The 11,285-nt window shown below is 57.2% G+C and carries 11 protein-coding genes, 1 tRNA gene, 2 pseudogenes and 1 riboswitch; of the genes and pseudogenes, 3 read left to right on the top strand and 11 right to left on the bottom strand.

From position 1 onward, the window contains the following. Positions 1 to 47 precede the first annotated feature (47 nt). The 4 genes from IB213_RS10540 to cobO all read right to left on the bottom strand — a co-directional run bounded on the left by IB213_RS10540 (position 48) and on the right by cobO (position 3,377). Positions 48 to 836 carry an ABC transporter ATP-binding protein gene (locus IB213_RS10540; RefSeq protein WP_191724441.1) on the bottom strand — a complete coding sequence of 263 codons (789 nt, stop codon included), beginning with the start codon at positions 834 to 836 and terminating at the stop codon, positions 48 to 50. Further along, a complete protein-coding gene (locus IB213_RS10535; RefSeq protein ID WP_192406377.1) occupies positions 836 to 1,876 on the bottom strand; it encodes an iron ABC transporter permease in 1,041 nt (346 codons plus the stop codon). The genes IB213_RS10540 and IB213_RS10535 overlap by 1 nt, the downstream gene beginning before the upstream one ends. After that, the gene (locus IB213_RS10530; RefSeq protein WP_192406375.1) at positions 1,873 to 2,667 is read right to left on the bottom strand and encodes an ABC transporter substrate-binding protein; all 795 of its coding nucleotides are present in this window, start codon (positions 2,665 to 2,667) and stop codon (positions 1,873 to 1,875) included. Before IB213_RS10530 ends, IB213_RS10535 begins: the two co-directional genes overlap by 4 nt. An 83-nt stretch (positions 2,668 to 2,750) precedes the next feature. Continuing rightward, positions 2,751 to 3,377, bottom strand: coding sequence for a cob(I)yrinic acid a,c-diamide adenosyltransferase (gene cobO, locus IB213_RS10525; RefSeq protein WP_192406373.1), 627 nt, complete (start codon positions 3,375 to 3,377; stop codon positions 2,751 to 2,753). A 121-nt stretch (positions 3,378 to 3,498) separates the two neighbouring features. Further along, a riboswitch (cobalamin riboswitch) is annotated at positions 3,499 to 3,718 on the bottom strand. 277 nt (positions 3,719 to 3,995) lie between these two features. Between cobO and IB213_RS10520 the strand changes: the two genes are divergently transcribed. Then, positions 3,996 to 4,214, top strand: a complete 219-nt coding sequence (locus tag IB213_RS10520) for a hypothetical protein (RefSeq protein ID WP_191724437.1) — start codon at positions 3,996 to 3,998, stop codon at positions 4,212 to 4,214. A gap of 217 nt (positions 4,215 to 4,431) precedes the next feature. Here the strand turns inward: IB213_RS10520 and IB213_RS10515 are convergent, their stop codons facing one another. After that, positions 4,432 to 5,346, bottom strand: coding sequence for a LysR family transcriptional regulator (locus tag IB213_RS10515; RefSeq protein WP_192406368.1), 915 nt, complete (start codon positions 5,344 to 5,346; stop codon positions 4,432 to 4,434). A gap of 323 nt (positions 5,347 to 5,669) precedes the next feature. Here IB213_RS10515 and IB213_RS10510 point away from each other — a divergent pair, with 323 nt between their 5' ends. Together IB213_RS10510 and IB213_RS10505 are read left to right on the top strand one after the other, a co-directional pair. Then, positions 5,670 to 6,425, top strand: a complete 756-nt coding sequence (locus IB213_RS10510) for an SDR family oxidoreductase (protein ID WP_192406366.1) — start codon at positions 5,670 to 5,672, stop codon at positions 6,423 to 6,425. 171 nt (positions 6,426 to 6,596) lie between these two features. After that, positions 6,597 to 6,686, top strand: a tRNA-Ser gene (locus IB213_RS10505). 41 nt (positions 6,687 to 6,727) lie between these two features. Here the strand turns inward: IB213_RS10505 and IB213_RS18090 are convergent. The 6 genes and pseudogenes from IB213_RS18090 to IB213_RS10480 all read right to left on the bottom strand — a co-directional run. Beyond that, positions 6,728 to 6,949: pseudogene (locus tag IB213_RS18090) on the bottom strand (hypothetical protein); the annotation flags it as partial. Between the two features lie 24 nt (positions 6,950 to 6,973). Beyond that, positions 6,974 to 7,131: pseudogene (locus IB213_RS18410) on the bottom strand (IS5/IS1182 family transposase); the annotation flags it as partial. A 50-nt stretch (positions 7,132 to 7,181) separates the two neighbouring features. After that, complete coding sequence (locus IB213_RS10495) at positions 7,182 to 8,369, bottom strand: cytochrome c (protein ID WP_192406364.1); 1,188 nt, start codon at positions 8,367 to 8,369, stop codon at positions 7,182 to 7,184. Next, a complete protein-coding gene (locus IB213_RS10490; RefSeq protein ID WP_192406362.1) occupies positions 8,369 to 9,241 on the bottom strand; it encodes an ABC transporter ATP-binding protein in 873 nt (290 codons plus the stop codon). Before IB213_RS10490 ends, IB213_RS10495 begins: the two co-directional genes overlap by 1 nt. Then, complete coding sequence (locus IB213_RS10485; protein WP_192406360.1) at positions 9,235 to 10,239, bottom strand: ABC transporter permease; 1,005 nt, start codon at positions 10,237 to 10,239, stop codon at positions 9,235 to 9,237. The genes IB213_RS10490 and IB213_RS10485 overlap by 7 nt, the downstream gene beginning before the upstream one ends. After that, a complete protein-coding gene (locus IB213_RS10480) occupies positions 10,236 to 11,261 on the bottom strand; it encodes an ABC transporter substrate-binding protein (RefSeq protein ID WP_192406359.1) in 1,026 nt (341 codons plus the stop codon). Before IB213_RS10480 ends, IB213_RS10485 begins: the two co-directional genes overlap by 4 nt. Between the last annotated feature and the right edge of the window lie 24 nt (positions 11,262 to 11,285).

The following is an 11,285-nucleotide window of genomic DNA, read 5'->3' as shown; positions in this document are numbered from 1 at the left end:
TCGTTCAAAAGAATGTGGCTTGCTTGCAGCGCACGCGGGAAAGGTTTTCATTGAGTGACCGGCCGGCAGCGCCACGGCACAACGTAGCCCTGGCTCTCGTGCTCGCCGTGCATGGCCTGTACCTGATAGACGTGCTGCAAATTTGCTGGCGTGAGCACATGGCGCGGTGCACCACAGGCCACGGCAGAGCCGCTTTGCAGCAGTAAAACCCGATCGCAAAAGCGACTGGCCAGCGTCAGGTCGTGCAGCACCACCACAACAGCCTGACCGGCGTTGCACTGAGAGCGCAGCAGCTCCATCACGCTGAGCTGGTGGTAGGGGTCAAGTGCAGCCACGGGCTCATCGGCCAGCAGCAACGGCGCCTGCACAGCCATGGCGCGGGCCAGACGGGCGCGGGCACGTTCACCACCTGAAAGTTCATTGAGATGGCGGTGCTGAAAAGCTTGCAGGTGCATCGCGCTCAGCGCTGTATCAATGGCCTGCTCATCGGCGCTTGAAGCTGAGCGGATGCCAAACCGGCTTTGGTGCGGCAAACGCCCCAACGCCACAAAGTCACGCACCTGCAAAGGCCAGGCTACCTGGTCACCCTGAGACAGATAAGCCAGCCGTTTGGCCCGCTGGCCCGGTGCAAGACGCCCCAGGTCCTGACCATCCAGCAGCACCCGGCCCTGGTGTGGCAGCAATTGCGCGATAGCACGCAGCACCGTGCTTTTTCCGGCCCCATTGGGGCCTATCAATGCGAAAAGCTCACCGGACTGCACCTCAAAGGACAAATCCTTCACACAGGTCTTGCCAGCCCAGTCAACCTGCAGCGATTCAATGGCCAGTGTGCGCATCAGCGGCTCCTCCAGCGCTCACGCACCACCAGATAAAAGAAGAACGGGGCACCAATCAAGGCTGTGACTACGCCCAGCATCAGCTCTACCCGGCCACTGAGCAGTCGCAGCGCAATATCAGCGCTGAGTAACAGCACTGCGCCACCCAGAGCGCTGGGCAGCATCAGCCGTGAAGGTCGATACCCGACCAGACCGCGAAACAGGTGCGGCACCACCAGCCCGATAAAGCCAATGGAGCCGGTGACCGCCACGCTGGCCCCCACGCACAACGCGGTGCCTGCAATGATTTGTGCACGCAGTCGCGGCAAATTCACGCCCATGCTGGCCGCTTCATCTTCACCCAGCGTCAGCGCATCGAGCTGGCGGCCACTGAAGGCCAGTATCAGCAGGCCCAGCGCGATAAACGGCAGACACAGGCGCACCTCATCAAAACTGCGGTCTGCCAGAGACCCCATCAGCCATAGCACGATGTCTTGCATGTCGGTGGGCGTGGGTGCCAGATTGATCGCCAGAGATGTCAAGGCAGCAGCCAGCGACGACATGGCGACACCCGCCAAAATCAAGGTGAGGTTGCTCGCGCCTTTGCTGGCAATACGGTAGAGCACCGTGGTTGCCGCTGCTGCACAGCCCATAGCCACGGTGGGCAGCAGCCAGGCGTTCCAGTGCCACAGCCCAAAATAGATGCACAGCACGGCGCCCAAACCAGCGCTGGAGCTGACACCCAGCAGACCCGGTTCGGCCAGCGGGTTGCGCAGCAGCCCTTGCAAAGCTGCCCCGGCCATGCCCAGCGACATGCCCACCAGCACTGCCAGCACGACCCTGGGCAGGCGGATTTCCTGCATGATTGACTGGTGCCGCAGCGCCAAATCAGTGGCCTGCTGCTGCAGGATCACAGACCACCAGTCGGTGACGCCGATGGACACCGAGCCGATGCCCAGCGAGATACAGCTGAGCATCAGCAGCACTGCCAATAGAGCACCATTCAAAACCCAGGCATTCGAGAAATTTGACAGCCCAGCTCGCACGGGGATTGCATTCATGGTTTGCCCACCTCGTGCGCCAGAGTCTGAGTGCTGGTCAATGGCAGCTGCAAGGCATCCACCTGCGCGGCTACCGACTCTGCCGCTTCAATCAACAGCCAGTTGCTGCAACCCCAGTCGTTATGCGCCAAGGCCACCACTGGAATGCGCTGGAGCAGCTTTTGCATCTGTGGATGGCGGCTCAGTCCAGAGCGGGCATATGCCACGTCGTTGACCAGACCGGGGGTGATGAAAATATCTGGAGGGTTGTGCACGATGCGTTCCAGATCAATGCGCCCCCATCCATGCAGGCCCAGTGCTGTGGCGTGGTTGCGCAGTCCAGCGGCCGTGAGCACCGCATCCACATGGGTCTGCTTGCCAGCACTTCCACCATTGGGCCGCAAATACAGGGCATTGAACGGGCGCGCAGTTTGGTGCAATTGCGCTAAACGCAGCGACAGACTCTCCAGCAGCTCTTGCGCGGCCGGCTCTCTGCCCAGGGCTTTGCCTATCTGGCGGGTGCTGCTGAAGATGCCGTCCCAATCGGTGGGAAATGGCACGGTCACGATCTGGACGTTGTACCGTTTGAGCAGTGCCGTCTGGTGGCGGGCATTCCAGCGGCGCGAGGCCAGCACAATGTGCGGCTTGCTGTGCAGCACATCTTCTGCGGTAGCTAAGTTCGACGGGAATTTTTTAGCCTGGGCCACCATGGAAAAGCGCTGCGCATCTTGGCTCTGACGCGAGAGCGAAAGAATTTGCGAAGGATCAGCCAGACTCAATGCCAGGGTATCGGCACAGATATTGGTGGACATGAGAGTTGGCAGCTGAGCCGTATCAGCCCACAAAGGCCCACACAAAAATGCCACGACCGCGCATGAAGGCAAAGTCCAGCGCATCAGAAATCTACGCCCGCTTGTGCCTTGACCCCGGCTTTGAATGCATGTTTGGTCTCTGCAATGTCACTGACGGTGTCTGCCAGCGCTGTCAGCTGCGCGTGCGCAGAGCGACCAGTTATCACCACCGTCTGCCCTTGTGGCCGGTTTCTGATGGCTTGCAGTACGTGCTCCATCTGCAGATAGCCGTACTGCAGCATGAAAGTCAATTCATCGAGCACCACCAGACGCAGGCTGTCATCACAGAGCATGCGTTGCGCTGCCTGCCACGCTATATCGGCTGCGGGCTTGTCGGCATCCCAGTCGCTGCGCTGCCAGGTGCAACCTGTTGCCATGGCGTGGTATTGCACCTGAGACGCTGGCCCTTGACCGAGCAGACCAAGGTGGTGCAAGAACGTGATTTCACCCGTAGCGTGCGTGCCTTTGATGAACTGCACCACACCCGCACGCAGCCCGTGTCCCAGTGCGCGGTACAGCATGCCAAATGCAGAAGTCGTCTTGCCTTTGCCATGGCCTGTGAGCAGCACAACGATGCCACGCTCTGTCTGGGCACGCTCTACTGCGGCCAGAACCTGTGCCTTTTTTTCCTGCATGCGCCCGGCATGCAGCTGTTTGAACTGTTCGTCCATGCTCTCCCCGAGCCATTACACGATGAAAGGCATGCAAGGAGGAGGAGATGTGTGCGGCGGGCCTGGGCCACACAATGAGGTGAGACTGGGCCTGTCAGCAAACGGCCCACACCCCGTGGCATACAACTGCGTTCGAACAGGTCGGTATTCTGGCTCGCCGTCATTCAGGGCACACCGCCTTCCCGGATATGTCATCCAGTGGCATTAAAGTGTGTCTGTCAGGCTTACAGCAGCGGGGGCTGCGCCGGAATGTTCAAGGCCAAAGCCTTGAGGTCACCGGACTTCCCGTTTCACCCCGCCGTGCGTTTGCGCGGCAGGACTCCCGTTCGTAGGCGCTGATTATAAGAGTCAGATGCCAGACATCTGGTGCACAGAGACCGTGCCGCGCATCCCCACTGCCAGACTGGCGCTGCAAAAACACTCTTGGCCATGTGCACGACATTGCGGCCATTGGAGTTCAGTCGTGCCAAGCGCCCTGTGAGGCAGGTAAGGCCGTTGAGGCAATACTTCGCATTCCCGGCCTTAAATTGGTAATTGGCAAGCACGCGGCTCTAGTTTTGACAGCATCTGGCACCATCTTGGATGAGTGTCCGTCTAAAAATCACCCATCGCCAAACAATGAAAACAATCGACGAAATGCTGAATCTTGACTTGCTGACCCATGAACAGCACCGTGAAATCAGTGCCTGGATTGCCAGTGCTGAGTCCCCTGAAGAGATACTGCAAATGCCAGCGACACTTTGGCAAGCTGTCGAGCGCGCCAGCCTGGAGATGGGGGTGAACGAAGATCTTTTACGCCCACCGTCACTGGATGCCGACAACGTTGCCTTGTGCTGAGCCCATCTCCTGAACGCCCATATCAGCCGCTTTTGGAGGCCTTCGCTGCAGATGGGCAGTACTTGCAAACTGGCACATATCGCGAGTGCGCCTGAAGGCACAAGGCCTTGGAAGCAGCAGCACCCGAGCCAGCGAAAGAATGCACGCACATGGCGCGCAGCACCCCCTCAGACAAGCCCCCGGCGTTCGGAACCACATTTCAATGCTTGAGGTGACATTAGCCAGCCTGCGCTGGAGTGAACCTGTCTTCATACACACCACAGGCCCAATCGATAAACACCCGCACTCTGGGTGAAAGCTGATGGTGAAATGGATACAGCGCAAAAACCGGACGCGCAGGACACATCCATTTTTCAAGCACTTGCACCAGACGCCCGGCTTGCAGGTGCTCTTGCAGGCGAAAGCGGGGGGCCTGTATCAGTCCACAACCGGCAAGTGCTGCACTGGTGTAGCACTCTGCATCGTTGACTGAGAGCCAGCCGCTCGCTTCAAATTCGGCGACCTGCCCATCCACAATGACCGTGAAAGGGTAGCGACTGCTGCTGCCTCTGGAGAAAAATCCAACACCCTGGTGTGCCTGCAGTTCACGGGGATGTACAGGCATGCCATGTCGCGCCAGATATTCAGGGCTGGCACAGATGATTTCCTGCATGTCGGCCAGCTTGCGAGCAACCAGCGAAGAGTCTTGCGGATGGCCTGCGCGTACGACGCAATCGATACCCTCCTTGACCAGATCGACCAGGCGGTCGCCACTGCTGATGACCACGTCAATCTGTGGATACAGTGCCCTGAACTGGCCAATGCGCGGCAAGATGATCAGCGTGGCATGCGCTCCGTGCAAATCCAGCCGCAGGGTTCCATGGGGGTTTTTGATATGCGTACTCAGAGACGCTTGTGCGTCTTCCAGATCGAGCAGTATCTGCTTGCTGCGTTCGTAGAAAGATTGCCCATCCAAAGTAGGTTTGACCTGCCGCGTGGTGCGATCCAGCAAGCGCGCACCCAGCTTTTTTTCTAATTCTTTGATGGCATGCGTTGCCGTTGCGCGTGGAATATTCAAAGCGCTGGCTGCCTGAGTAAAGCTGCCCAGCTCCACAATGCGAGTGAAAAGTTGCAAAGCGCTGAAGCGATCCATGAAATATTGATTGTTGGCTTTTTTTGAATTAACAAGTCAATTTCATACCATTTATTCATTTGCAGTCAATCACGATCATTGCGTTCATGCCCCACGAGCAACACGCTCTTTGGACTGAAAAGCGCCGTGCCTCAGTGCACCTTCTCGCATTCACCGTAAGCATTGAGCCATGAACGTAAACCGATTTTTTGCAGTTGAGCCTCAGAATGTGTCTAGCGCTGCCTTCACAGATCAAGCTGTCAAGGCAACGCTTGCCACCATGCCTGGGGTTGCGTTGCGGTTGTCTTGTGCTCTTGCGCCTGCTGCCATTTCAAGGATTGATCATGCATAAGCTTTCTAGCATCACACCCCCCAAACTGACCGCCATTGTTACGGGAGCTTCGCGAGGCATTGGCCGTGCCATTGCCCTGCGCCTGGCAACTGATGGCTTCAACATTGTCGTCAACTACGCTGGCAACACTGCCAAGGCACAGGAAGTGGTGCAGACGATTGAAGAAGCTGGCGGCGCAGCCATTGCTGTACAGGCCGACGTATCTGAACCCGACGAGGTGCAGCGGCTTTTTGCCACCACGCTCGAATCCTTCGGCACCCCCAGCGTCGTTGTGCATAGCGCTGGTGCGATGCCCCTGGCACCCATCGCTGCTGACAGCATCGAGGTTTTTGACCGCGCCATTCATACCAATTTGCGAGGCGCTTTTCTGGTCCTGGCCCATGCAGCTGAGCACCTGCAGGCCAACGGCCGCATTGTTGCAATCTCAACCAGCGTGATTGCCAAGTCTTTCCCGCAATACGGACCCTATATTGCAGCCAAAGCTGGCGTTGAAGGATTGGTGCATGTTCTGGCCAACGAGTTGCGCGGCAGAAACATTACGGTCAATGCCGTGGCGCCTGGCCCTGTTGCCACAGAGCTGTTTCTCAGTGGCAAGAGCGATGAGCAAATTGCTCAACTCAGCAAGGCCACACCACTGGAGCGTCTGGGGCATCCCGAAGACATTGCACGAGTGGTTTCATTCCTGGCCAGCGAGGATGGTGGATGGGTCAATTCCCAGATCGTGCGTGCCAACGGCGGTTTCGCCTGAACGCCACGGGTGAGGCGCGCCACTTTCATTTTCATGCGGCCAAACTGCGCTACAATTGAACTTGTTTTGAAGCACCAAGAAGTATTCACAATTTCTTCTTTTTGCTTGAAAATACAAAGCCAAGCATCAGCTTGGCTTTTACATTCAGCACGTAGCATTGCTATGTTGCCAGGAAGGGTGGATGAGTGGCTTAAGTCGCACGCCTGGAAAGCGTGTGTGGGTTAATCCCCACCGCGGGTTCGAATCCCGCCCCTTCCGCCAAGAAATCAAGCCCCGTCTAGCAATAGACGGGGCTTTTGTTTTTATCTGCGTGGTTGCATAAATCCAGTTTGCGGCGAGTTACCCCAAACCCCGGCCGTCTGAGGGCGGCCCAGTTCAGTCAATCGATTCAATGTGGCTGCTCGGATGTGCAGCTCGTTGACTTGGCGCTCAAAGGTGCGAGACATCACTCGCTCGTCCCGCCTTTTGATGCAGTTCATCTTCGCTTGCACCAGACTTCGCCGGTGGTAGCCAATCCAGCGCTTTCAGATACTGCGCCCCAAGCGCCCAGAGAATCCCGGGCTTCGCCCGCGTTTGCCGCTGGTAGTGGCAAACCAGGCCATGCGCTTGTCCAACCAAATTGACATTGATCGACGGGCCTTGAGGGCGGCGTTGTACTGCTTTTCCAGTTCGTGGTCCGGTAGCGAGGTCTGTTGGGAGGGCTCATGCCGCTAGCCTACGGTTTGCGGCACAGCGATTTATGCAACAACGCCCCCATCACTGCAGCCCATGTACGCTCCCGCCTTTGACATAGACAAGAGGCTGGCTGTCCATGCTGCGCAGCAACCGGGTCAAGCTATCTTCTTGTGTCGCTCCTTGCACCACTTCGTTCACACGGCATACCAAATCTGCTTCACTCCAACTGTCTGCACCACGGTCATTGCGCGCACGTAACCAGCCAGCTTTATCGGCCAATAACTGCGTTTGCGTAAAATTTTCCGTTCCTGTCAGCCAGAACAATGCCTGCCGTGCTTCCGTCGCCGAAGCGACGATGCAATCGATTTGCGCGGGAATGAAACTGGCACTTTGATCTGCAGGAGGCAGCCACACGGTGAGCATGCGTGGATCAGGCAAAACACTTTTTACATCGGCCAAACCGACCAAACGAACACGCTGCTGCTGCAGATCACTGACCTGTTGCCAAGTTTGGCCCGGGCAGTGAAGTTGCATATTCGGCAATGCAATCGGCATGACCCAGTTGCCCGACAGTTGCAGCAGCTGCCCTGCAGCCTGCGCTCGCAAAAAATGCAGCAATTCCCACGTTTGTGCCACCGTCATTTGTGATGCAAAACTAGGCATGCGCTGCTGACCACTGTGCGTAAAAACGCCTTGTCGCACGGTATGAAGCAAATCGCCATCGGTACGCCGCCACAGCAATGGGCCCGTGAAGCTTGGGGGCCATACCGCTTGTTGGGCAGCGATGGGGCCTTGGCCATTACCTGTTGCACCATGACAATCCATGCACAGACGTTGATAGTGCACTGCACCTCTTGCAATAGCCGCATCACTGAACGGCAGCGGATTGTGGTGAAAGCTGCTGGGACTGGCAGGAGTCCAAATCACCTGCGACTGTGGCCACGGAGTGGCAATAACGATCAGCAGCGCGGTCACTAGCAGCGATCCGCGTTTTTTGGAATGGCGCCACCACAAGGTCGCCAATACAAGCAGGCAGATAATCACGACGACGGCCAGCAAGCTCCACGCCATAGCACGGGCTTGACCAACGTCCAGCAGCAAGTTCTCACCGGCAAGGCGTCGTGACCAAGGCCATGCAGGCTGCCCATCGACGTCTGGCGTCAACCCGACACTGTGCAAAATTTGCAAGAGTGCTTCTTGGCCCGACTGCATGGCATTCAATAGCCACAGCAGCCAAGGCGCATCCTGCGCAACACGATCAGGACTCATCAGGTCACGTCACTCAAGCCCAAATCACGCAGCAGCTGCTGGCGCAACTGTACAAAGCGGGGATCGGTGCGGTGGCGTGGATAAGGCAAATCGACCTGTAGCTCAGCCACTGTTCGTGCGGGACGTGGTGAGAACACTATCACGCGGTTGGCCAAGAAAAGCGCCTCTTCCACGTCGTGCGTGACCAGTAGCACCGAAAAACCTGCTTTTTGCCACAATTTGAGCAACTCGCCTTGCATGGTGAGGCGTGTCAAAGAGTCCAGTTTTCCCAGTGGCTCATCCAAGATGAGCAGTTTCGGCTCATTGACCAAGGCGCGCGCCAGTGCCGCACGTTGCGCCATACCACCTGACAGTTGGTGCGGATAACTACTGGCAAATTCAGTCAACCCAACCAAGGACAGCGCCTCATCGACCCGCACATACTGCTCCTTGGGAACTTTGCGAGCCTGTAAGCCCAAGGCCACGTTGTCACGCACCGTTCGCCATGGAAACAGCGTTGGATCTTGGAACACCACAATACGGGATGGATCGGGCTGCTTGATTGGCTGCTTTTCTTGTGTGATATGCCCTGCACTTGGGGGCTCCAAACCAGCCACCAAGCGCAGCAATGTCGATTTACCACAGCCGCTAGGGCCCAGTAGCGCCACAAACTCGCCAGGCTGCACCTGCAAGCTGACACTATCGAGCACAGGCAAATTGGCGTTGCTCTCTGCGGCACCATTTTTGTGGTTCTGTGCAAAGTGGTGCGACACATTCTTTATGTCAATGAACGCACCTTGCTGTGTCGGGCTGCTGGACTGGACAGCCACGGAATCCAAGGTAGCAGCATCCGAAGACGTTGCCTGCAAAATTTGACGCAGAGCATTCACCATTTCACGGTTCCTTTCTGCCAGCTCAGCAAGCGATCACGTACCGAAAACAACAACGTAATCAAGCCTGAGCACAGCACCGCCATCACCAGCAAGGCACCGTACATATTGGAATAGGCTGCCCAGCCTTGCGCCCACTGCAAGTACCAGCCAAGGCCAGCTTTCACCCCCATCATCTCTGCTGTGATCAGCACCGAGAACGAAGCGCCCAGACCCATGAACAAGCCTACAAACACTTGCGGCAAAGCAGCGGGTATTGCCACATGCAAGACCAAAAACCACTCCGAAGCACCCAGCGTACGGGCAACGTCGTAGTAGCTTTTGCTCACATTGGCGACCCCAGACCATGTCAGCACGGCCACCGGAAAGAAAGTGGCCAGCGCAATCAAAAACACGGCGGCACTGTAACTACTCGGGGCAAAAAAGAATGCCAGAGGCAGCAGGGCTGATGCCGGCACTGGCCCCAAGAAGCGCAGCAATGGGTGCACCCAGTACCCAGCTATGCGCGACCACCCTACCCATACACCCGTGAAAAATCCCACAATACTGCCCAGCACAATGCCGTGCACCAGCAGGCGCAACGAATGTGCTATCGACGTGCCCAGCCTTGCCGTATCGTCCAGATAGACCTCTAGCAAACTTTGCGGAGGTGCAAAAAACGGTGGCGGCAGCACCCCTAGTTTGGCGGTCAGCAATTGCCATAACCCTAGCAAGAGCGGTGCGGCAATCAACCATGCGCCAGCAGCATGCAGCCGAGGCAACCATCCACGCAGTGCAATCAGTGCCAAAGCCACGGCAATTGCCAGTGACAGCACGGCGAACTCGGTGGTATACGCCCAATCGCTAAAGCCAATAGGCTTGTTGGGCCACAGCAAGGTCAACGCACCCAGCAAAGCCCACGCCAAGGCCGCAACTACACCTTGGCGCCATAGGCCCAGGGTTTGCAAGGCTGTGGCCGTGGAGAAGCTCGCTGCCTCCAAGGATGTATGTGCACCGGTCATGACAGGACATCCTGAGTGATGTGGTGCGCAAAACGCACAGGATCGGTACTCTTTTTCAGAATGCCCGCCTCGCGGAAGTCTGCTGCAAACGCCTGCACCTCATCCTGCAGGCGACCACCATGGGGGTGATGTTTGTACGTCAACTCAGCGATCAAGCGCTGCAAATCACTGACCTCAAACTTGGGCGTGTAACGCGCAAAAATCTTGGCAGATTCATTGGGGTTCTCGGCCACGTAATTGGAGGCCTGCGCCAAGGCTCGCACCACGGCAGCAGCACTCTTGCGGTCTTCACGCACAAACTTGGCCCCAGCACCCAGTACGCAGCAAATTTTCTCGGCGTACTCGCCCGTCGCACTATTTCCTAGTTCGGCAAACACCCCTGGATTGCGCTTTTCGATCAGGTACAGGTTGGGGTCCCCGTCGGCAATGGCATGGATTTCCCCCTTTTTCACAGCCACATCCAACAAATCGGCCGGAAACACGCGCCACTCGATGTCTTTGTCGATATCTACGCCCTTCTTGGCCAAGTGAATGCCGTAGAACTGCTTGGCAGGACTATTGAGGTCCGATACACCAATCACCTTGCCTTTGAGGGTACGCAAGTCAGTGGTCACACCTGCCGACTTCACTCCAACTAGACGTAAGCAGCCTCCGTGCACGCTGCCCACAATCTTCACATCCAGGCCAGCTTCCAGTGGTTTGATCCAGCGGTGGATCAAACCCACCCCAACTTCCGCCTTGCCAGTGGCCAGTGCTTCCAGCAGCTGGTCAGCCGCGCCACCCCAATTCAACACCTCCACATCCAGACCATTTTGCGTAAAGAAACCACGCTCCAAAGCGATTGGTACGGGCACTTGGCAAAAACTGGCTTGGCTCCAAGCCAAGGTAATCTTGCGCGGCTGTGACCGTGCGACCTGAGGCAGCAGGCCACTGGCAGCACCCACGGTGGCCACACCCGCAGCGGCACCCAGAAAGTGACGGCGCTTCCAAGCATTGCATTGTTCTTGCGAAAAATCTGCCATATCGTCCCTCGTGATGAAGATAGA

Source organism: Comamonas sp. CMM02 (assembly GCF_014851485.1).
In the GTDB taxonomy this organism is placed as follows: Bacteria; Pseudomonadota; Gammaproteobacteria; order Burkholderiales; family Burkholderiaceae_C; genus Comamonas; species Comamonas avium.
The sequence above is the reverse complement of the archived record's forward strand: the minus strand, read 5'-3'. Positions and strand labels throughout refer to the sequence as shown.